Here is a 21,531-nt window from a genome sequence, read left to right on the forward strand (position 1 = left end):
GTCGCTGCACAGGTGGAGTGAAAGGCGTGCCCGGGGGTGTCTGGAGCGACACCCCCGGGCGGCTGCCCACACGGTAGTCCCGTAACGGTCAGCGCAGGGTGAACACCGCCACCGTGCGTCCCGGAACGGTGAAGCTTCCCGAACTCCGCTCGTACGAGGACTTCTTGACGGTAGAATCCGCGCCCTTCGCCTGGACGGGGTGCAGGACGTAGTCCTCACCGGCCAGCGCGGCGACCTTCTGGGTCGTGGTGGCGGGGGCCGCGTTGAAGACGACGACGAGCTTGCCGAGGCGCATGGTGATCACGCCGGGCGTCTCGTCCTTGCCGGACAGCGGGAAGGTGAGCCGGGACTGCACCTGCGCGGCGCTGGACAGGTCGAAGTCCTTCTCCGTGGTGCGGATGGTGAGCAGGTCCTGGTACGCGGCCGAGGCGCCGTTGATCTGCGCGCAGCCCGGGGTGACCGTGGCATTGGTCAGCAGGGGCTTCGCGTAGGGCCACTTGGCCTCGTTGTCCGCGGCCGGCGGCAGTCCGCGCCCGAAGCCGTTGCCGGCCCGGCAGTCCCAGTGCAGGGCGTTGAACCAGTCGCCGCTGTCGAAGGAGTTGCGGTCCAGCGACTTGGAGCGCAGCAGGTCCGTGCCGGCCTGGGAGAGCGCGGGGCCCTGCGAGAGGGTCGCCGTCGCCATGGCCAGGACCTGCATGCGGGCCCGGTCGGCGGCCGGGGTGCCGGCCGGGAGCTTGAACGCGAGCGCGTCGTACAGGGTCTCGTTGTCGTGGGCGTCGGCGTAGGCGAGGGCGTCACCGGGGGCGGCGGCGTAACCGGCCGGGGCGCCGTTGTAGTCGACGCCGGAGCCCTTGACCGTGTTCCCGGAGGTGTCGGTGAAGGTGTAGTCGGCGAGGTTGCCGCTGAGGCCGACCTTGATCAGGTCCTGGTAGTGCAGCAGGCGGGCCTTCTGCTCGGCCCGTGTGCCGTTGGCGGTGGAGTTGTTGGGGTCGGTGTAGAGGCCGGTGGCGAAGCCCTGGACGCCGGGGTCCTCGTCGAACGGGGAGCCGCCGCGCACGGCGTCGCGGGCCCGGTCGGAGAAGGTGGCGATGCCGGTGCCGGCCATGTTCTTCTGGGTGGCCTGGACGAAGCGGACGTCATCGGCGATCTCACCGAAGTTCCAGCCCTCCCCGTACAGGATGATCTTCTTGCCGTCCACGCCGTCCTTGGCGACGGTCAGCGCGTCGAGGGCCTTGCGGACGGCCAGGATGTTGGCCTTGGGGTGGTGACCCATCAGGTCGAAGCGGAAGCCGTCGACCTTGTACTCCTTGGCCCAGGTGACGACCGAGTCCACGACGAGCTTGCCCATCATGGTGTTCTCGGGGGCGGTGTTGGCGCAGCAGGTGGAGGTGGCGACGGTGCCGTCCTCCAGGAGCCGCTGATAGTAGCCGGGCACGATCCGGTCGAGGACCGACTTGTCGTCCTGGCCGGAGGCGACGGTGTGGTTGTAGACGACGTCCATGACCGTCCGCAGTCCGGCGCCGTTGATGCCCTGGACCATCTGCCGGAATTCGACGGTGCGCTTCGTGCCGTCCGGGTCGGAGGCGTAGCTGCCCTCGGGCACGGTGTAGTGCAGCGGGTCGTAGCCCCAGTTGAAGCCGTCCTTCGCGGCGGCCTTCGCGACGCACGCCTGCTGTTCGGCGGAGTCGGGGGCGTAGACGGACAGGTCGCAGGCGGGCTTCTGCTGGTCCTTCTTCTTCTCGGGGATGGTCCCGATGTCGAAGGCGGGCAGCAGGTGGACGTAGCCGGTGCCGGAGTCCGCGAGCTGCTTGAGGTGCTTCATCCCGTCGGAGCGGGTGTCGGTGAAGGCCAGGTATTCGCCGGGGTGCCCGGAGGTGGGGTCCGCGATGGAGAAGTCGCGGATCTGGAGCTCCTGGATCTGCGCGTCGCGCAGCGGCACGGCGGCGGGCTTGCGGAGGGTGTCCCAGCCCTTGGGGGCGAGCTTGCGGTCCGCCAGGTCCACGACGAGGCTGCGGGCGGAGTCGGCGGTCAGGGCGGTGGAGTAGGGGTCGGTGACCTTGTTGGTGACGAGCTTCTGGACGGTGGGTGCCCAGACGTTCACGACGTACCGGTAGGGCTTGCCGGTCCAGCTCTTCTTCCCGGTGACGGACCAGACGCCGGTGCGGTCGTCGCGCCGCATGGGCACGGTCTTCCCGTCGAGTTCGAGGGCGACGGTACGGGCGGTGGGCGCCCACACCGAGAGGGTGGGGGTGCCGTGGCGGAAGACCGGGCCGAGCGCGGCCCCGCTCGCCTTCGCGCCGTAGAGGTCGTCCAGGACTCCGGCGCTCTGCACCCCGGTGGCGGCGAGCAGGGCTCCGTTGGCGGCGCGCTGGGTGGCGATGAGCTGGCCGCGCAGGGCGTCGCGGACGCGGTCGCGGTCCCGGGCGTCGACGGTGAAGGCGGGGTAGTCCTTGAGGTGCGGGTACTTCGCCTTCTGGGCGTCGGTCAGTGCGGCCGGGGTGAGGCGGAGCCACTGCCCCTCGTCGCTGAGGGCGCCGTCCTCGACGGTGATGCCCCCCTTCTCGGCGTACACGAGCTGCTGGCTGGTGGCCTCGGTGGCCTTCACCTTCCAGACGACCGTCCCGGCGTCGATCCACTGCGCCTCGGCCTTGGTGAGGTCGGGCGTCGGCACGCCTCCGGCCTGCGGGAGCAGGTAGCCGCCCCGGCCGCCGAGCATCCACACCTCGTGGCCGTACGTGGCGAGGTCGAGGGACTGGTCGCTGGGCAGGTCCTTCTCGTCGCCCCGGTGCAGGATGTAGCTGAGCGAGGTCGCCCCGTCGGTGAGCGGGACCTCGAAGGTGAGCCCGGAGGCGTCCTTCTTCACGGGCTGGAGCGGCTTCGCCCAGTCCGTGGGCTCCTTGGCGCCGGTCCAGGTGTGCAGGCCCCAGCCGTCGTAGTCGCCGTCGGCCCGGTAGTAGTGCAGGACGGCCTTGGTGGTGTCCTGCTCCGGGCGGGCCCCGTCCGGCGCGGTCTCCGCCTGGCCGTCCTCGCCCTGCTCGATCCACACCTCACCGGTCTTCGCGAGGTCGACGGTGCGCTCGGGCCCGTCGGCGGTCCCGGCCTTCTCGACGGTGTACGGGACGGTGGCGGCGCCCTCGGGCACCTCGATCCAGGCGAACGCGCCGTACGCGTCGCGCCCGGCGAACGCGGCGGTGGCCTCGCCGGACCTGGCCTGCCAGCCGTCGTAGTCGCCGTCGGCGCGCTTGTAGTGGACGACCGCGTAGTCCCGCTCGACGGCGACGGGCCTGGCGGGGGCGGGCGCCTGTCCGGCGGTGGAGGAGGCGGTGGCGCTCGCAGTGCGGCCGGTGCGGTCCACCACGACGGCCTTGTAGCGCAGCGGTGTTCCGGCGGCGGTCTTGTCGCTCAGCGTCTGGGTGACCTTGTACGGGGCGTGGTCGGCGGTGCCGAGGGTGGTCCACTTGCCGTTGCCGGTCTGGGCGGCGAAGACGACCCGGTTGAGCGAACCGCCGTCCACGTCGGCGGTCAGCTCGACGGTGCCGGTGGCGCCCGCGGCGGGGGCCTTCAGGGTGACGGAGGGCCTGGTCGCCGGGGCGGCGAGCGGTCCGGCGGCGCGGAGCACCAGGCTCGACAGGGCCGGAACGGTGACGGTGACCTTCCGGTCGGCGCCGCTGCGGACCGTACCGGAACCGCCGTACAGCGTACGGAAGTCCATCCCGGCGGACCCGGTGGGCAGCTCGACCGTCTTCGCGGAGGTGCCGTTGTTGGTGGCGACGACGTACTCGGTGCCGCGCTCGGCGTCCGTGCGCGAGAAGGCGTACACGGAGCCCTCCGCGTACCGCTCGGTCTGGACGCCGTCGCGGAGCGCCGGGTTGTCCCGGGTCAGCTTCGAGAGGGCGGCGATGGCGCGGTAGAGCGGGTGGGTCTCGTCGTACGCGTCGGAGGCGTGCGTGCGGTCGGTGCCCAGCTCGTCGTCGTCCAGGTAGTCGGCGGTCTTCGAGGCGAACATCGTCTGGCGGGCGTCCTTGTCGCCGCCCGCGCCGGTGAAGCCCTGCTCGTCGCCGTAGTAGACGACCGGGTTGCCCCGGCTGAGGAACATCAGCTCGTTGGCGAGCTCCGCGCGCTTGACCAGCTCCGCGTCGCCGGCCTTCGGGTTGTCCTGCTTGAGGAAGGTCCCGATGCGGCCCATGTCGTGGTTGCCGAGGAAGGTCACCTGCTCATAGGCGTTGGCCTTGTCGGTGGTGTACCGGTAGTCGTCGCCGAAGACGGCGGCGAGCTTCGAGGCCGGGGCGCCCTGCGAGGCGTACTGCCGGGCCGCCTCCTGGAAGGGGAAGTCGAGCGTGGCGTCCAGGCGGCCCCGGGTGACGTACGGGGAGGTGATCGCGGTGTCGGACGAGTAGACCTCGCCGAACATGAAGAAGTCCTTGCGCCCCTGCTTGGCCGCGTAGGCGTCGAGCGCGGTGGCCCACTGGGTCCAGAAGTCCAGGTCGACGTGTTTCACGGTGTCGATCCGGAACCCGTCGATGTCGAAGTCGCGGACCCACTTCTCGTAGATCTTCTCCATGCCGGAGACGACCTCGGGCCGCTCGGTCCACAGGTCGTCGAGCCCGGAGAAGTCGCCGTAGGTGGTGGACTCGCCGGCGTAGGTCGAGTCCCCGCGGTTGTGGTACATCGTGGGGTCGTTGAGCCAGGCCGGCGTCTTGCCGCCGCCGCTGACCGGCTTGTACGGGAAGGAGTCGGCGTCCACCTTCGCCATGCCGGCGGCGTCGTCGAAGGGGCGCCCGTCGCGGTCGAGGTAGGGGTAGGCGCCCTTGGGCTTGTAGCCGTAGGTCTTCTCGGCGTAGTCGACGGTGTCCGCGGTGTGGTTGGTGATGACGTCGAAGAAGACCTTCATGCCCTTGCGGTGGGCCTTGTCGATCAGCTTCGTCAGGTCGGCGTTGGTGCCGAAGTGCGGGTCGACCTGGGTGAAGTCGGTGATCCAGTAGCCGTGGTAGCCGGCCGAGGCGTCCTTGCCGGTGCCCTGGACGGGCCGGTTCTTGAAGATGGGCGCCAGCCAGATGGCGGTGGTGCCGAGCCCCTTGATGTAGTCGAGCCGGTCGGTCAGCCCCTTGAGGTCGCCGCCCTGGTAGAACCCCTTGTCGGTGGGGTCGAAGCCGGTCTCCAGACGCGAACCGGTCAGCCCGCCCCGGTCGTTGCCGGTGTCCCCGTTGGCGAACCGGTCGGGCATCACGAAGTAGAACTGCTCGCGGGTCAGGTCGTGCCGGGTGGCCTGGGCGGCCAGCTTGGCGTCCGAGGGTGCGGCGGGCGGCCGGGCCGCGGCGGCAGGCAGCGCGGGCACCAGGGCCGCGCACAGGGCGGCCGCGACGACGGCGGTCGCCGTTCTGCGTGCGGGCACGCGCGGGTACGGACGTTTCACTCGGGCTCTCCTAGCGGGGGTACGAGGGTGTGCGGGGCCGGACGGGCCGCTGGGGGACGGCCCGCCCGGCGGGTGGGGGGTGGAGGCCGGCCGCTGGGGCCGGCGGGTCAGCCGCTGGGGCCGGTCAGCCGCGCCAGACGTCCGTGGTCAGCGTGACCCTGCCGGAGGACGGCACCGTGGCCGTGCGGTTGGCACCGCTCTCCCAGGTCACGTTGCCGCTCGCGTCCTTGCGGATGTACTTGTACTCGAACGTGGTGCCCGCGGGCAGGTTCACGTCGAGCTTCCAGACCGGGTACGTCGCAGGGTCCAGCTTCAGCGCGCTGCCGGTGTTCCAGTTGCCGAGCGCGGACTGGTTGCCGGTGACGTAGATGTTCTGGCCGAGCTGGGTGGTGGCGTTGACGCCGAAGGAGGCGCCGGAGCTGCCGGTCTCCGTGCCGGGGTCGGTCGGGTCGGTGGAACCTCCGCCGCAGGTGCGGGCGCCGGTGTGCAGGGCGAGCGCGGTGTTGGCGCCGAGGGTCGCGGTGAACTGGCCGGAGCCGTTGACCGTGACGCCCTTGCCGGACTGGACGTCGCAGTAGTCGCCGGCGGGCAGCGAGGTCTGGAACGTGCGCGTCAGCGAGGAGCCCTCGTGGTTGATCGCCACGTACGCCTTGGAGCCGCGTCCGAAGGCGATCTGGTCGCCGCCGTTGTCCCACCAGTTGGTGACGGCCTCACCGCGCGCGGTGTTGCGGAGGCCGACCATGGAGGAGATCTCGCGCCAGGCGTGCTGGCACTTCCAGCCGTCGCTGTAGCAGGCGTTCACCGTGCCGCCGTTGGGCGGGCCCGCGTCCTTGTCGGACCACTCGTAGCCGGAGTGGACGTCGGGCGAGCCGTAGGGCCAGGCCAGCATGAACACGCTGGCGAGCGTGTAGTCGGCGCCGTCCTTGTAGTTCAGCGTCTCGCCGTTGCGCTCGGTGTCGTGGTTGTCGACGAACACCGCGGCCTTCGAGGAGGACATGAAGCCCCAGCCCTCGCCGAAGTTCTTCAGGTTGGCGAGGTTCTCGTTCTTGAAGACCTGCTTCAGGCCGCGGGCGTAGCGGAACTCCTGGACGTCGCCGTTCCCGGCGTACTCGTCGGGCGAGACGGCCTCGCCGGCGCCGTAGATCGCCTCCTGCTTCCAGTAGACGTTCGGGTCGGTCAGCCGGGACTTGATGTTGGCGAGGTCCCCGGCGGGCATGTGCTTGGCGGCGTCGATGCGGAATCCGTCGACGCCCAGCGAGAGCAGGTCGTTGAGATAGCCGGCGATCCTGCCGCGCACGTAGTCCTCGCCGGTGTCCAGATCGGCGAGCCCGACCAGCTCGCAGTTCTGGACATTGGCGCGGTTGCCGTAGTTGTTGATCTCGGAGGTGCAGTCGTCCATGTCGTACGAGGAGTACAGCCCGGGGTAGTTGTACTTCGTGTACGAGGTGCCGCCCGTGCCGGTGCCCGAACCGCTGGTCATGTGGTTGATGACCGAGTCCGCGACGACCTTGACGCCCGCGCTGTGGCAGGCGCTGACCATGCGGGCGAAGGACGTGCGGTCGCCGAGCCGCCCGGCGATCTTGTAGCTGACCGGCTGGTACGAGGTCCACCACTGGCCGCCCTGGATGTGTTCCTGGGGCGGCGAGACCTGGACGAAGCCGTATCCGGCCGGGCCGAGGGTGTCCGTACACGCCTTGGCGACGGAGTCGAACTTCCACTCGAAGAGCACGGCGGTGACGTCCTTGGTGCCCGGGGCGGACGCCTGGGCCGTCGTGGCGGGGACCACGAGGGCGGCGGCTCCCGCGACGAGGGCGAGCGCGGCAGACAGGGGTCTGCTGGCCATGTTTTCCTCCTGCTGTGGGGGAAATGCGGGTGACGGTTCGGAGGGTGCCGGGTTGTCTCGGACCGGGCGGCCACGGCCTGGCACGCACGCTTCCGGCGTTGTCGTCGCTCGCCAACGCTCCGCGTTGACTCCCTCCTCCGCCTTGGAATCGCACGCACCAGACCGCGTCCGCTGTCCGATCCGAGACAACCCGGCACCCTCAGCCTCGTACGGCAACGCGCCCTGCCCTCAAAGGCTCTGAAGGTTCTTGCTGCAAGAATGCAAACCTTGCCGCAGCGAGACCGTACGAGCCCGACAGGTCCCGGTCAACCCTTTGGACACCGCCCGCTCACATCCACGAAATACCGCAGATTTCTTCCTGCAAGGTCTTACGCAAAACATTGCAACCCTGTTACGTTTCTCCCGACTCCGGTCCGGCCGGCCGGGGGTCCCGTTACCCCGGGCCCCACGCGCCCGGGCGGCCGGGCCGGTCGCAGAACAAGAGGGGCGCCGGAGGTCACTCTCCCCGCCGGCCCGACCGGGCCGACTTCCGGCGCCCTTCCTGCACGGCCGCCCCGGGCCACGGGCCCTTCCCGGCCCGTGACTAGGCTCGCCCCATGTGACCAGGAGAGCAGTCGCACCCCGATCACCCCAACACGCCGGGCGCGCAACCCGGTTCACCCCGGGCGCAGCCCGATCGCGGCACACCCGACTGGCACGCCGCGCCCACGATGGGCATGGGCACCCCCGAACCGCCCCGTCCCCGCCGCAACCGGACCACGGTCGCCGTGGTGGCCGCGTCCGCCGCCGTCGTCGTGGCCTGCGCCGCCGTGGGCTACCTGGCCCTCCGGGACAACGGGGACGCCGAGGCCGGCCCGCAGCCGACGCCCACCCCGAGCGCGTCCGCGAGCGACGGCAGCACGGACCGGGGCACCGGAGGCGGCGGCTCCGCCCCGCTCGTGCCCGGCTGGAACACCGTGGTCAACGCCAAGCGCGGCATCACCTTCGACGTGCCCGCCTCCTGGAAGCGCCAGTCCGCGGACTGGGTGAGCTACGTCACGGAGAACGACGACCCGAAGGAGAAGCCGCTGGTCGCGATGATGGCCCCGGCGGTCCTCGAGGAGAAGTGGTGCACGTCCGACGACGACAAGGACGGCACCCCCGAGGAGTCCTCGCTCGCCTCGGTCGGCACCACCGGGGAGCAGGGCGCCAAGAGCGCTGCCGAGGCCGCCGAGGACACCGCCGAGACCTGGGTCTACGGCCTCTACACCCAGCCCGACCGCTCCCGCCTGACGGTCGGTGAGCCCGAGTCGTTCCGTACGGAGTCGGGTATCGAAGGCAGCCTCGTCACGGTCACCTCGTCCGGGACGCCGAAGAAGGGCAAGTGCGACAGCGACGGCAAGGCGGTGACGTTCGCCTTCAAGAACGCGGAGGGCAGGTTCGTCTCGTGGACCTACGTCGGTGCCCACGGCGTCCCGGACGAGGTCTCCGACGCCACGATCCGCCGGATCCTCGGCACGGTACGCCTCTACAAGGACGGCGACGGCGCGGACTGACCCATGCGTACCCGCGCCGCCACGGCCTCCCCCCGGTACGGCCAGGGCCGGGTCCCCCCTCCGGACCCGGCCCTCTTCGTCTGCCCGCTCACGCGCTGCGCAGCGCCGCCGTCGAGCCCCGGACCACCAGCTCCGGCTGGAACACGTACTCCGTGCGCTGCACGGGGCTGCCGCCGATCTCCTCCAGCAGCGCGCCCACCGCGGCCGCCGCCATCGCCTGGACCGGCTGGCGGACCGTGGTCAGCGGCGGGTCCGTGAACGCGATGAGCTGCGAGTCGTCGAAGCCCACCACGGACACGTCGCGCGGCACGTCGAGCCCGCGGTCCCGGGCCGCGCGGACGACGCCCAGCGCCATCAGGTCGCTGCCGCAGACGATGCCGGTGCACCCGCGGTCGAGCAGCGCGCCCGCCGCGACCTGGCCGCCCTCGACGCTGAACAGCGTGGAGCAGACCAGGAGTTCGGCGTCCGCGCGGTCCAGGCCGAGCACCGAGACCGCGGCGTCCACGAAGCCGTCCCGCTTCCGGCGCGAGGGCACATAGCGCTGCGGCCCTATGGCCAGGCCCACCCGGCGGTGGCCGAGTTCGGCGAGATGGCTCACGGCCATCCGCACCGCGGCGGTGTCGTCGGGCGAGACGAACGGGGCGCTGATCCGCTCGTTGTAGCCGTTGATCAGGACGAACGGCACCCCGCGCTCGGTCAGCGCGGCGTAGCGCGCCGGGTCGGCCGAGGTGTCGGCGTGCAGCCCGGACAGGAAGACGATGCCGCCGACGCCCCGCTCGACCAGCTGCTCGACCAGCTCGTCCTCGGTGGCGCCGCCCGGGAGCTGGGTGCAGAGAACCGGCGTGTAGCCGTGCCCGGCGAGGACCTGCTCCACGGACTGGGCGAACGCCGGGAAGATCGGGTTGGTCAGCTCGGGGGTGATCAGCCCGATCAGCCCGGCGCTGCGCTGCCGCAGCCGCACGGGCCGTTCGTAGCCCAGGATGTCGAGCGCCGCGAGCACCCGCTGACGCGTGGTGTCCGCGACGCCCGGCTTGCCGTTGAGCACCCGGCTGACGGTCGCCTCGCTGACGGCCGCCTGACCGGCGATGTCCGACAGCCTGAGCGCACCGCCCGCGCCGGGGCCCCGCGGCAGGGGGACGGTCGTCACACCGTCCACCACACCGTGGTGTCGGCGGGCAGCTCGACCGTGTCGCCGTCGGTGGCGACCGGCGCGCTGGACAGCAGGGCCGTGCCCGGTACGGGGATGCGGACCGGGGCACCCGTGGTGTTGACGGTGCAGACGAACCCGGGGCGCGCGAAGGCGAGCAGCCCCTCCGGAGCGTCCAGCCAGCGCACCTCGGCGCCCGCGCCGAGACCGGGGTGCGCCCGGCGGGCGGCGATGGCGGCCCGGTACAGCTCCAGGGTCGAGCCGGCCACGCCGGTCTGCGCCTCGACGCTCAGCTCCCCCCAGCCGGTGGGCTGCGGAAGCCAGCTGCCGCCCGCACCGAAGCCGTACGAGGAGCCCTCGCGGGTCCACGGGATCGGGACGCGGCAGCCGTCGCGGAAGCCGTCCTGGCCGTCGGCCCGGAAGAACGAGGGGTCCTGGCGGGCCTCGTCGGGCAGGTCGGTGACGTCGGGCAGGCCGAGCTCCTCGCCCTGGTAGACGTAGGCGGAGCCGGGCAGCGCCAGCATCAGCAGGCTCGCCGCGCGGGCCCGGCGCAGGCCGAGCTCGCGGTCGCCGGGGGTGCGGATCTGGGTGCCGAGGCCCGCGGGGTTGGCGAACCGGGTGGCGTGCCGGGTGACGTCGTGGTTGGACAGCACCCAGGTGGTGGGGGCGCCGACGGGCCGCATCGCGTCGAGCGAGGTGTCGATGACCTCGCGGAGCGCGGCGGCGTCCCAGGCGGTGGCCAGGTACTGGAAGTTGAACGCCTGGTGCATCTCGTCGGGGCGCACGTAGTTGGCGGTGCGCTCGACGGTCGGCGTCCACGCCTCGGCGACCGCGATCCTGTCGCCGGGGTACTCGTCCAGAATGGTGCGCCAGCTGCGGTAGATCTCGTGCACCCCGTCCTGGTCGAAGAACGGCATGACATCGTTTCCGAGCAGCTTCAGCTGGTCGTGGGTGCCCAGGTCCGGCAGCCCCTCGGCCTTGACCAGGCCGTGCGCGACGTCCACGCGGAAGCCGTCGACGCCCATGTCGAGCCAGAAGCGCAGGATCGAGCGGAACTCGTCGGCGACGGCCGGATGCTCCCAGTTGAAGTCGGGCTGCTCGGGCGCGAAGAGGTGGAGGTACCACTCGCCGGGCGTGCCGTCCGGGTCGGTCGTACGGGTCCAGGCCGGGCCGCCGAAGATGGACTCCCAGTCGTTGGGCGGGAGTTCGCCGTCGACGCCCTTGCCGGGGCGGAAGTGGTAGCGGTCGCGCAGGGCGGAGCCGGGGCCCTCGGCGAGCGCGCGCTTGAACCACTCGTGCTGGTCGGAGGAGTGGTTGGGCACCAGGTCGACGATGATCCGCAGGCCGAGGTCGTGGGCGTCGCGGATCAGCGCGTCGGCGTCGAGCAGGCTGCCGAACATCGGGTCGATGGCCCGGTAGTCGGCGACGTCGTACCCGGCGTCGGCCTGCGGGGACGCGTAGAACGGGCTGAGCCAGACCGCGTCGACGCCGAGCTCCTTGAGGTACGGGAGTCTGCCGCGTACGCCTGCGAGATCGCCCATGCCGTCACCGTTGCCGTCGGCGAAGCTGCGCGGATAGACCTGGTAGATCACCGCGTCCTGCCACCAGCCGGTGCGGTGGCCGGCGGCGTCGTCGGACGTGCCGGTGGAGGGGGCAGCGAGGTGCTGGGTCATGTCGTCCCTGGGGTGTCTGGGTGGGGGGTGGCGCCGGGACCGGGTCGGGATTCCGGCGCCACCGTGACTGGTGCGTGCGTGCGGGTCGTACGGGCGTTGCTCAGCCCTTGACGGCTCCGGCGGACATGCCGGTGACGAGGTGCTTCTGCGCGAACAGGAACACCAGGGCCGCGGGTATCGCGATCAGTACGGACGCGGCGGTCATCGGGCCCCACTGGGCGCCGTACTGGTTGACGAACAGCTGGAGGCCGCCCGCGAGGGTGAGGTTGTCCTCGCCGACCATGAAGGCGGAGGCGTACGCCACCTCGCCCCAGGCGGTGATGAAGGAGTAGAACGCGGTGACCGCGAGGCCCGGCTTGGCCAGCGGCAGGATGAGCCGCCAGAACGTGCCGAACGGGGTGAGCCCGTCGACCTGCCCGGACTCGTCGATCTCGCGCGGGATGGTGTCGAAGAAGCCCTTCATCATCCAGGCGCAGAACGGCACCGAGATGGTCAGGTACGTGATGACGAGACCGGCGGGCTTGTTGAGCAGCCCCATGCCCGCCATGATGTTGTAGATCGGCACGATGAGGACGGCGACCGGGAACATCTGGGTGACCAGCAGCGTCCACATCAGCCCGCGCTTGCCGGGGAACCGGAAGCGGCTGACGGCGTAGCCGGTGGAGGCCGAGACGATGACGCCGATGAGCGTGGTGAGGCCCGCGACGACCAGCGAGTTGCCGAACCAGGTCAGGAACTTCGTGTCCTTGATGAGGTTCGTGTAGTTCTCGAACGTCGTGTCCTTGAAGAAGTCCGTGGTGGTGGCGAACTCGGCGGGCTTCAGCGAGGTGAGCAGGACCCACAGCACGGGGAAGACGGCGATCACGGACGCGACGATCAGCGTCAGGTGCAGTGCGGTGGAGGCCAGCGGCGAGCGCTCGCCGCGCAGCCGGACCTTGGCCGGGCGGGGCGCGGAGTGCCGCGCGGTGGGGGTGGGTGCGGTGGTCACCAGTCGTCTCCCTGGGTGCGCAGGACTCGCCGGTAGACCGCGGCGAAGATCAGCAGGAGTACGAGGATCAGCACGCCCCACGTGGAGGACTGCGCGAAGTCGCGCGGGCTGATCTCGAAGGAGAACTTGTACGCCTGGGTGACCAGGATCTGGGTGGCTTCGCCGGGTCCGCCGCGGGTGAGCAGGAAGATCACCGGGAACATGTTGAAGGTCCAGATGGTGGAGAGCAGGATGACGGTCGTGGAGACCGGCCGCAGTCCGGGCAGCGTGACGTGGCGGAAGCGCTGCCAGGCGGTGGCGCCGTCCATCTCCGCGGCCTCGTACTGCTCGCTGGGGATGGACTGGAGGCCGCCGAGCAGGGCGACCATCATGAACGGCACGCCGAGCCACACGTTGACGACGATGACGGAGATCTTCGCGATGGTCGGGTCGCCCAGCCAGTCGATGCCGTCGATGCCGCCGCCGGCGAGGATCTTGTTGAGCAGCCCGCGGTCCTGGTTGTAGAGGAAGCGCCAGGCGAAGACGGAGACGAAGCCGGGGATGGCCCAGGGCAGGATGAGCGCCATCCGGTAGGCGGAGCGGCCGGCGATCTTCCGGTTGAGGATGTTGGCCAGGGCCATGCCGAGGCCGAAGGTGATGGCCACGCAGGAGACCGTCCACACCAGGGTCCACCCGAGTGTGCCGAGGAACTGGTTGCCGGTGAGCGCGTCGGCGTAGTTGTCCAGGCCGACGAACTTGTACGTGGCGGGCAGGTGGTTGACACCGATGGACCGCGCGACGTTGCGCTCGTTGGCGTCGGTCAGCGACAGGTAGATGCCGCGGACCAGGGGATAACCGATGATCACGCCGATCACGACGACGACCGGGGCCACCATCGTCCAGGCGTACCAGTGCGTCGACAGGGCCCGCCGTATCCGTCCCGGCGGCGGGGGGTTACCAGTTCCGCGGCTCCGGCCGCGGGCGACGTCGTCGCCCGCGGCCTTCACCACCGACTGGCTGGTGTGGACAGCCATCAGCCGGCCTGCCTTCCTGAGTTACTTCCAGCCCTTGAGGAGCTTGCGGTAGGAGTCGCCGGTCGCCTTGACCGCCTTCTCCGGGGTCGTCTGACCGGTGAGGACCTTGGTGTACTCGGTGACGAGCGGCGCGAAGAGGCTGCCGGTCTCCGGGATCCAGGGGCGCTCGACGGCGCTCTCGACGACCGGCTTGAAGAAGCCGACGATCTCGTTGTTGACGACCGGCTCCTCGGCGTAGGCGGAGGTACGGGTCGGCAGGAGGTTCAGCTCCTTGGTGACCTGGGCCTGCGTCTTGACGGAGGTCATGTAGTCGACGAAGGCGTAGGAGGCGTCCAGGTTCTTGGAACCGGCGTAGACGGCCAGGTTGTGACCGCCCTGCGGGGCACCCTGCGCGGCGGAACCGGCCGGGACCGGGGCGACGCCCAGGTTGGCCTTGTCCTTGAACTCCTTGCCGGTGTAGGTGTCGGCGACGGCCCACGGGCCGTTGATCATCATCGCGACGTCGCCGTTCTTGAACGACGCCTGCATGTTCTCCCAGCCGTCGGTGGCGTCCGTCTTGGCGGCGCCCGAGTCGACCAGGTCCTTGACGACCTTCATGGCCTTGACCCCGGCGGCGTCGTCGATGGTGACCTTCTTGTCGGCCGCGCTGACCATGTCGCCGCCCTCGCCGTACAGGAAGGACAGGAACCAGTAGGCGTCGTCGCCGCGCAGGTAGAAGCCGGTCTTGCCGGTCTTCGCCTTGATCTTCTTGGAGACGGTCTTCAGCTCGTCGATGGTGGTCGGGACCTCGACGCCGGCCTCCTTGAACATCTTCTTGTTGTAGAAGATGCCCATGGAGTCGATGACCTGCGGCACCGCGTACGTCTTGCCGTTGTACTTGGTGGACGCGGCGGCCTGCTTCAGGAAGTCGTCCTGCTTCTGCAGGGCGGGGGTGCCGTCCAGCGGGGCCAGGTAGCCGAGGTCCGCGAACTCGGGGGTCCAGGCGACCTCGGAGCGGATCACGTCGGGGGCGCCGGAGCCGGCCTGCGCCGCGTTCTTGAACTTGTTCTGCGCATCGCCGAAGGGCACGTTGACGTACTTGACGTCGACCTTCGGGTGCAGCTTCTCGAAGCCCTCGGCGATCTTCTTGAAGACCTTGTCCTCGCTGCCCGCGGTGGAGGTGTCCCACCACGTCACGGTGCCGGAGAGCTCGCCCGAGCTCTTGGAACCGCTGTCGGACTTGTCGTCGCTGCCGCAGGCGGTCGCCGCGAGCGCCAGGGCCGCGACCAGGGCGGTGGCCGTTATGCCACGTCGCATCTGAACTCCTTCAACTGCCGTACCGCTCCGTCGCGGCGCCGGGTCGACGTGAACGTAACAAGGATGAAAGACGACCGAAAGACTTTGCGGAAGATTTCTGCAAGCTCCGGCGATCGTTACATTGGCGTGTCCTCAAGGTTGCCGTCAAGCCACTTGACGAATCTGTCCGATCCCTGCCACAGCGGGCCCACCAGCCCCGATTCCGCAGTGCGACGATCTGACCGCAGCCGGCAATCCGGGCCCGCAAGAGCTTGCAAGATGTTGCCGTCGGATGCGGCGGGGCGCCGCGCCGGGCGCCCCAAGGCGGCCGGTCCCGCCCGATTCCTGTGCATGGTGGGCAATCCGACCCGCTCCCGGTACAGTCCATTGCCATGACCGCACGGCTTGCCGATATCGCAACTCAGGCGGGGGTCAGCGAAGCGACGGTCAGCCGCGTACTGAACGGCAAGCCCGGGGTAGCCGCTGCCACCCGCGAATCCGTCCTCGCCGCGCTCGACGTACTCGGCTACGAACGGCCCGTACGCCTGCGCAGGCGCAGCGCGGGGCTCGTCGGCCTGATCACGCCCGAGCTGGAGAACCCGATCTTCCCGGCGCTCGCCCAGGTCATCGGGCAGGCGCTGACGAGGCAGGGCTACACCCCGGTCCTTGCGACCCAGACCCCGGGCGGCTCCACCGAGGACGAGCTGACCGAGATGCTGGTCGACCGGGGCGTCTCCGGGATCATCTTCGTCTCCGGGCTGCACGCCGACACCTCCGCCGACATGGGGCGCTACGAGCAACTGCGCGCCCAGGGCGTCCCCTTCGTGCTGGTGAACGGCTTCTCGCCCAAGGTGCAGGCACCTTTCATCTCGCCGGACGACCGGGCCGCGATGCGGCTGGCGGTGACACACCTGGTGTCGCTCGGCCACACCCGGATCGGGCTCGCGGTCGGCCCGAAGCGCTTCGTGCCGGTGCTCCGCAAGATCGAGGGCTTCCACGCCACGATGCGCGAGCAGTTGCACCTCACGGCGGACGAGGTCGAGGAGCTGATCCAGCACTCCCTCTACACGCTGGAGGGCGGCCAGGCCGCCGCCTCCGCGCTGATGGAGCGGGGCTGCACGGCGGTGGTGTGCGCGAGCGACATGATGGCGCTCGGCGCGATCAGGGCCGCCCGCCGGCTCTCCCGCGAGGTCCCGCGCGACCTGTCGGTCGTGGGCTACGACGACTCGCCGCTCATAGCGTTCACCGATCCGCCGCTGACCACGATCCGCCAGCCGGTGACGGCGATGGGCCAGGCCGCGGTGCGCACGCTCCTGGAGGAGATCGGCGGCACACCCGCCCCGCACAGCGAGTTCGTCTTCATGCCGGAGCTGGTCGTACGCGGCTCCACCGCGGCGGGCCCCGGCCCGGACACGGCCGCGACCGCCCCGGCCGCTCTTCCAGGGTCGCACGCGGGGGCGTAACCGGCCCGTCGCGCGCACCGGGGCACCCACTCCGAACGTGCAACTCGCGCTCCACCGGAGGATCATCGGGCAGAGAAGGCAAATCTGGCAGACTCTGTGCCTATGGGTGAATTGAGCGTGAAACGACAGGAAGGCCGCACGGAGGCCACCCCGTCACCCATCGTGAACGAGGCGGCTCCCGAGGCGAACACGAAGCAGTCCGGTCGCACACACGGGCTCGGCAGAGCGCTCGACAGACCACTCGATCACGTCGTGTCCCGGCTGCGCTCCCCGCGGTCGCCCCGGCGGCCCCGCCTCTGGTTCGAAATCCTGCTCGTCGCGATGAGTTACTGGGTGTACTCGCTGGTGCGCAACGCGGTCCCGGAGCAGAAGGCCGCCGCCCTCGCCAACGCGGACTGGCTGTGGTCGGTCGAACGGTTCCTCGGCATCGCGGTCGAGCAGTCCGTCAACCACGCGGTCAACTCGGTGACATGGCTCATCGTCTCGATGAACTACTACTACGCGACACTGCACTTCATCGTCACGATCAGTGTGCTCGTATGGTTGTTCCGCCGGCACCCCGGCCGGTACGCGGCAGCCAGGCTGGCCCTGTTCGCGACCACGGCGGTCGCGCTCCTCGGCTACTACCTGTACCCGCTGGCGCCGCCCCGCCTGATGAACGGCGGGAACTTCATCGACACGGTCCTGGTCCATCAGACCTGGGGTTCGATGGCGTCGGGCAACTTCAAGAACATGTCCAACCAGTACGCGGCGATGCCGTCGATGCACATCGGCTGGTCGCTCTGGTGCGGCCTCACCGTCTTCGCCCTGGCCTCGGTCCCCTGGGCCCGCGTCCTGGGCCTGCTGTACCCCGTGGTCACCCTGATGGTCATCGTGTCGACGGCGAACCACTTCTGGCTGGACGCGGTGGGGGGCGTGGCGTGCCTGGCGTTCGGTTACGCGGTGTCGTACGCGTGGTACGGGGCGCTGCCGCACCGGCTGCCCAGGTGGATCCCGCGCAAGGCGTCCCGCCCTCGCCTCAGCGCGTTGGGGGCGCAACCACGCCGCGAACCGGCGGCGACGCGCCACTAGCAGTTCAAGCCCCTCCGGCGATTGAGGAGCGGGGTGCGGGGCAGAGCCCCGCAAGAGGCTCACCCCCCGTAGAACCGCTCCTCCACGACGCCCCGCGCGCGCCGCGTGACGCGGCGGTAGTCGTCCAGCATGTCCCCCACGTGCCCCTCCTCGTACCCCAGGTACCGCCCCACCGCGGTCAGCTCCCTCGGGACCGAGGGGAACGTGTCGCCGGGGCGCCCCCGTACGAGCATGACCGCGTTGCGGACGCGGGTCGCCAGGACCCATGCCTCGTCCAGGGTCTGGGCGTCCTCCTCGGAGATCAGGTCCGCCTCGCGCGCCGCGGCCAGCGCGGCGCGGGTGCGGGTGGTCCGCAGGCCGGGGACCTCGTGGCCGTGCCGCATCTGCATCAGCTGGACCGTCCACTCGACGTCGCTCAGCCCGCCGCGCCCCAGCTTCGTGTGGAGCGTCGGGTCCGCCCCGCGCGGCAGCCGCTCCGACTCCATCCGGGCCTTGAGCCGCCGGATCTCGCGGATCGCGTCGTCGCCCAGCCCGTCCGCCGGATACCGCAGGGGGTCGATCAGCTCCACGAACTCCGCGCCCAGGTCCAGGTCCCCGGCCATCGGCTCGGCCCGCAGCAGGGCCTGGCTCTCCCAGCCGAGGGACCAGCGCCGGTAGTACGCGTCGTACGACTTAAGGGTGCGCACGAGGGGCCCGTTCTTGCCCTCGGGGCGCAGGTCCGGGTCGATGATGAGCGGCGGATCCGCGGTGGGCAGCTGGAGGAGGCGCCGCATCTCGGCGACCACGCGGTTCGCCGCCCGGCCCGCCTCCTGCTCGTCCACGCCCTCGCGCGGCTCGTGGACGAAGAGGACGTCCGCGTCGGAGCCGTACCCCAGCTCGTGCCCGCCGAACCGCCCCATGCCGATGACGGCGAACCGCGTCGGCAGGGTGTCGCCCCACTCCGCGCGGACGGCGGCGCGCAGCGCACCGGCGATGGTGACGGCGTTCAGGTCCGTGACGGCGCTGCCGACCCGGTCCACGAGGGCGCCGGGGTCGGGCTCGGCCGGGCTGTCCTCCGTACCGTACGAGCCGATGAGGTCGGCGGCCGTCGTGCGGAAGAGCTCGCGCCTGCGCACCCCGCGTACGACCGCGACGGCCGTCTCCGCGTCGTCCGCGCGGCCGACGGCGGCCAGCACCTCCTGCTCCAGGTGGACCCGGCTGCGCGGGGCGAGGCCGTGCGGGTCGCCGAGGATGGACACGGCCTCGGGGGCGCGCATCAGCAGGTCGGGGGCGAGCCGGCCCGCCGAGAGGACCCGGGCCAGGTTCTCGGCGGCGGCGCCCTCGTCGCGCAGGAGCCGCAGATACCACGGGGTCTTGCCGAGCGCGTCGGACACCTTGCGGAAGCCGAGGAGCCCCGCGTCCGGATCGGCGGAGTCCGCGAACCAGCCGAGGAGCACGGGCAGCAGGGTGCGCTGGATGGCGGCCTTGCGGGAGACCCCGGACGACAGGGCCTCCAGGTGGCGGAGGGCGGCGGCCGGGTCCTCGTAGCCGAGGGCGACGAGCCGCGCGGTGGCGGCCTTGGTGCTGAGCCGGGACTCACCGGGTGCGAGCTGGGCCACGGCGTCGAGCAGCGGCCGGTAGAACAGCTTCTCGTGCAGCCGCCGGACCACGGAGGCGTGCCGCCGCCACGCCTGGTTGAGCTCGGCGATGGGGTCGGTGCGCAGGCCCAGGGAGCGGCCGAGGCGCCGGAGGTCGGACTCCTCGTCGGGGACGAGGTGGGTACGGCGCAGCCGGTAGAGCTGGATGCGGTGCTCCATGGCGCGCAGGAAGCGGTAGGCGTCGTCCAGCTGCACGGCGTCGACGCGCCCCACGTAACCGCCCTCGGCCAGCGCCCCCAGCGCCTCCAGGGTCGATCCGCTGCGCAGCGCGGGGTCGCTGCGGCCGTGCACCAGCTGGAGGAGCTGTACGGCGAACTCGACGTCCCGCAACCCGCCGGGGCCGAGCTTCAGCTCCCGGTCGACGCGGTCGGCGGGGATGGTGTCGACGACGCGGCGGCGCATCTTCTGGACGTCGGGGACAAAGTTCTCCCGGTCCGCGGCCTGCCAGACGAGCGGCGAGACGGCCTCCACGTACTCCTCGCCGAGCGCCCGGTCCCCGGCCACCGGCCGCGCCTTCAGGAGCGCCTGGAACTCCCAGGTCTTGGCCCAGCGCTGGTAGTACGCGAGGTGCGAGGAGAGCGTGCGGACGAGGGGGCCGTTGCGGCCCTCGGGGCGGAGGTTGGCGTCGACGGGCCAGATGGTGCCCTCGACGGTGGTGTCGGAGCAGATCCGCATGAGGTGCGAGGCGAGCCGGGTCGCCGCCTGCATGGCCCTGCTCTCCTCGGCGCCGTCGGCGGGCTCGGCGACGAAGATGACGTCCACGTCGGAGACGTAGTTCAGCTCGTGGCCGCCGCACTTCCCCATCGCGATGACCGCGAGCCTGCACTGCGCGGCGTCGTCCGGGGCGGCGGCCGAGGCGATGCGGAGGGCGGCGCGCAGGGTGGCGGTGGCGAGGTCGGCCAGCTCGGCGGCGGTCTCGGCGACGTCGGTGGTGCCACAGACGTCCCGCGCCGCGATGGACAGCAGGCAGCGCCGGTAGCCGACGCGCAGCGCGTCCGGCCCGTCCGCCGCGGCGAGCTCCTGCTCGAACTCGGCGACCCCGGGGTGCAGGTCGGCGGCCTCGTACGTGACGAGAGCCTGCCAGTCGCGCGGGTGCCGGGCCAGGTGGTCACCGAGCGCCTCGGACGCGCCGAGCACCCCGAGCAGCCGGTCCCGCAGGGGCTTCGCGGTGACGAGGGTGTCGAGCAGGATCTGCCGCTCCCCCGCCGCCTCCGCCTCGACCAGCCTGACGAGGCCGCGCAGGGCGAGGTCGGGGTCGGCGGTGGCGCCGAGCGCGTCGAGGAGCACGGAGTCGGTGCGTACGGACGAGAAGTCCGGCAGGTCGAGCAGCCGCTCGGCGGCGGACGGGTCGGTGAAACCGTGCCGCAGCAGTCGGGTGAACGTACTGCTCCTGCGCCCCGGCACCATGGTCATCCCGCGCTCTCCCGCTCGCCGCCCGATCAGCTCCCAGCCTTCGGAGTTTAGGCGGTACGGGCGCGGGGCGCCGGGAGCGGGCGGGGTGCGGGCGCACGGCCGTGCCGGTCATGGCTCCCCGCACCTCGCGTCCGGCATCCCATCGCACCGCGCCTTCGGCATCCCGTCACGAGGCCGCGGTCCCTACCGGCAGCGTCCCGGTGAGGACGGTCGCGTACCGCTCCTCGCAGGAGTCGACGCGCGTCACGAGCCCGCCGTCCGCCAGGACCCCTGCGGCGGTCTCCGCCTGCCGCTCGCTCGTCTCGACCAGGAGGCTGCCGCCCGGGGCGAGCCAACGGGGCGCCTCGGCGGCGACCCGGCGCAGGACGTCGAGGCCGTCGCCGCCGCCGTCGAGGGCGACGAGCGGTTCGTGGTCGCGCGCCTCGGCGGGGAGGAGGGCGACGTCGCCGCTCGGTACGTACGGCACGTTGGCGAGGAGCACGTCGACGCGCCCGCGCAGGACCCCGGGCAGGGGCGCGAAGAGGTCGCCCTCGTGGACGCGCCCCCGGCCCCCGATGTTGCGCCGGGCGCAGCGCACGGCGGCGGGCTCGACGTCGGCGGCGTGCAGCTCGACCCGGCCCAGGGCGGCGGCGAGCGCGGCGCCGAGCGCGCCGGAGCCGCAGCACAGGTCGACCACGACCGCCGGGTCCGGGGCGAGGGCGACGGCCCGCTCGATCAGGAACTCGGTGCGGCGGCGGGGGACGAAGACGCCGGGGTCGACGGCGATCCGCAGCCCGGCGAACTCGGCCCAGCCGAGGACGTGTTCCAGGGGATGCCCGGCGGCGCGCCGTGCGGCCATGGCTTCGATGTCGGCGGGGCGGGCGGCGGTGGCGGCGATGAGCCCGGCCTCGTCCTCGGCGAAGACGCACCCGGCGGCGCGGAGGGTGGCGGCGAGGGCGGAGAGGTCGGACGGTGACAGCGGGACCGGCATGGTGCGGAGCCTTTCGGATGAACGCCGAGGGGTGCTCCGCGGCCGGTTCAGGTCCGGTCGGCCACGCGTTCGCGGGAGGGGAGCACCCGG

Annotated in this window: 12 protein-coding genes; 3 read left to right on the plus strand and 9 right to left on the minus strand. The window is 71.4% G+C overall.

The features are described 5' to 3' along the window. Positions 1 to 88 precede the first annotated feature (88 nt). A complete protein-coding gene (gene pulA, locus AB0L33_RS09925) occupies positions 89 to 5,413 on the minus strand; it encodes a pullulanase-type alpha-1,6-glucosidase (RefSeq protein WP_365679481.1) in 5,325 nt (1,774 codons plus the stop codon). A 124-nt stretch (positions 5,414 to 5,537) separates the two neighbouring features. Further along, complete coding sequence (locus AB0L33_RS09930; RefSeq protein WP_365679483.1) at positions 5,538 to 7,256, minus strand: carbohydrate-binding module family 20 domain-containing protein; 1,719 nt, start codon at positions 7,254 to 7,256, stop codon at positions 5,538 to 5,540. A gap of 716 nt (positions 7,257 to 7,972) precedes the next feature. Between AB0L33_RS09930 and AB0L33_RS09935 the strand changes: the two genes are divergently transcribed. Further along, positions 7,973 to 8,791 carry a hypothetical protein gene (locus AB0L33_RS09935; protein ID WP_365679485.1) on the plus strand — a complete coding sequence of 273 codons (819 nt, stop codon included), beginning with the start codon at positions 7,973 to 7,975 and terminating at the stop codon, positions 8,789 to 8,791. Between the two features lie 88 nt (positions 8,792 to 8,879). Here the strand turns inward: AB0L33_RS09935 and AB0L33_RS09940 are convergent, their stop codons facing one another. The 5 genes from AB0L33_RS09940 to AB0L33_RS09960 all read right to left on the minus strand — a co-directional run bounded on the left by AB0L33_RS09940 (position 8,880) and on the right by AB0L33_RS09960 (position 14,908). Next, on the minus strand, positions 8,880 to 9,950 hold the full coding sequence (locus AB0L33_RS09940; protein WP_365679488.1) for a LacI family DNA-binding transcriptional regulator: 1,071 nt from the start codon (positions 9,948 to 9,950) through the stop codon (positions 8,880 to 8,882). Next, on the minus strand, positions 9,935 to 11,611 hold the full coding sequence (locus tag AB0L33_RS09945) for a glycoside hydrolase family 13 protein (protein ID WP_365679490.1): 1,677 nt from the start codon (positions 11,609 to 11,611) through the stop codon (positions 9,935 to 9,937). Before AB0L33_RS09945 ends, AB0L33_RS09940 begins: the two co-directional genes overlap by 16 nt. A gap of 100 nt (positions 11,612 to 11,711) precedes the next feature. Continuing rightward, positions 11,712 to 12,599, minus strand: a complete 888-nt coding sequence (locus AB0L33_RS09950) for a carbohydrate ABC transporter permease (protein WP_365679492.1) — start codon at positions 12,597 to 12,599, stop codon at positions 11,712 to 11,714. Continuing rightward, positions 12,596 to 13,612 carry a sugar ABC transporter permease gene (locus tag AB0L33_RS09955; protein ID WP_365679494.1) on the minus strand — a complete coding sequence of 339 codons (1,017 nt, stop codon included), beginning with the start codon at positions 13,610 to 13,612 and terminating at the stop codon, positions 12,596 to 12,598. The genes AB0L33_RS09950 and AB0L33_RS09955 overlap by 4 nt, the downstream gene beginning before the upstream one ends. A gap of 21 nt (positions 13,613 to 13,633) precedes the next feature. Continuing rightward, entirely contained in the window at positions 13,634 to 14,908 is a 1,275-nt protein-coding gene (locus AB0L33_RS09960; RefSeq protein ID WP_365679496.1) for an extracellular solute-binding protein, read from the minus strand. 371 nt (positions 14,909 to 15,279) lie between these two features. On the opposite strand from AB0L33_RS09960, the gene AB0L33_RS09965 reads away from it, so the two are divergent. Next, positions 15,280 to 16,350, plus strand: coding sequence for a LacI family DNA-binding transcriptional regulator (locus AB0L33_RS09965; RefSeq protein WP_365679498.1), 1,071 nt, complete (start codon positions 15,280 to 15,282; stop codon positions 16,348 to 16,350). 162 nt (positions 16,351 to 16,512) lie between these two features. Continuing rightward, positions 16,513 to 17,421 (plus strand): phosphatase PAP2 family protein, encoded by a 909-nt coding sequence (locus AB0L33_RS09970; protein WP_365680110.1) that lies wholly within the window; start codon positions 16,513 to 16,515, stop codon positions 17,419 to 17,421. 59 nt (positions 17,422 to 17,480) lie between these two features. Here AB0L33_RS09970 and AB0L33_RS09975 read toward each other — a convergent pair whose 3' ends face one another. Together AB0L33_RS09975 and AB0L33_RS09980 are read right to left on the minus strand one after the other, a co-directional pair. Further along, complete coding sequence (locus tag AB0L33_RS09975) at positions 17,481 to 20,471, minus strand: bifunctional [glutamine synthetase] adenylyltransferase/[glutamine synthetase]-adenylyl-L-tyrosine phosphorylase (protein WP_365679500.1); 2,991 nt, start codon at positions 20,469 to 20,471, stop codon at positions 17,481 to 17,483. A 166-nt stretch (positions 20,472 to 20,637) separates the two neighbouring features. Then, positions 20,638 to 21,441 (minus strand): putative protein N(5)-glutamine methyltransferase, encoded by an 804-nt coding sequence (locus AB0L33_RS09980; RefSeq protein ID WP_365679502.1) that lies wholly within the window; start codon positions 21,439 to 21,441, stop codon positions 20,638 to 20,640. Positions 21,442 to 21,531: the final 90 nt, after the last annotated feature.

The sequence above is a fragment of the Streptomyces sp. NPDC052299 genome, from assembly GCF_040679335.1.
Taxonomy (GTDB): domain Bacteria; phylum Actinomycetota; class Actinomycetes; order Streptomycetales; family Streptomycetaceae; genus Streptomyces.

What these genes read in the sequence shown, in the direction of transcription:
- AB0L33_RS09960 (WP_365679496.1), bottom strand. Translation starts at nt 14,908, where the DNA reads ATGCGACGTGGCATAACGGCCACCGCCCTGGTCGCGGCCCTGGCGCTC.
- AB0L33_RS09975 (WP_365679500.1), bottom strand. Translation starts at nt 20,471, where the DNA reads ATGACCATGGTGCCGGGGCGCAGGAGCAGTACGTTCACCCGACTGCTG.
- AB0L33_RS09935 (WP_365679485.1), top strand. Translation starts at nt 7,973, where the DNA reads ATGGGCACCCCCGAACCGCCCCGTCCCCGCCGCAACCGGACCACGGTC.
- AB0L33_RS09945 (WP_365679490.1), bottom strand. Translation starts at nt 11,611, where the DNA reads ATGACCCAGCACCTCGCTGCCCCCTCCACCGGCACGTCCGACGACGCC.
- AB0L33_RS09955 (WP_365679494.1), bottom strand. Translation starts at nt 13,612, where the DNA reads ATGGCTGTCCACACCAGCCAGTCGGTGGTGAAGGCCGCGGGCGACGAC.
- AB0L33_RS09930 (WP_365679483.1), bottom strand. Translation starts at nt 7,256, where the DNA reads ATGGCCAGCAGACCCCTGTCTGCCGCGCTCGCCCTCGTCGCGGGAGCC.
- AB0L33_RS09965 (WP_365679498.1), top strand. Translation starts at nt 15,280, where the DNA reads ATGACCGCACGGCTTGCCGATATCGCAACTCAGGCGGGGGTCAGCGAA.
- AB0L33_RS09980 (WP_365679502.1), bottom strand. Translation starts at nt 21,441, where the DNA reads ATGCCGGTCCCGCTGTCACCGTCCGACCTCTCCGCCCTCGCCGCCACC.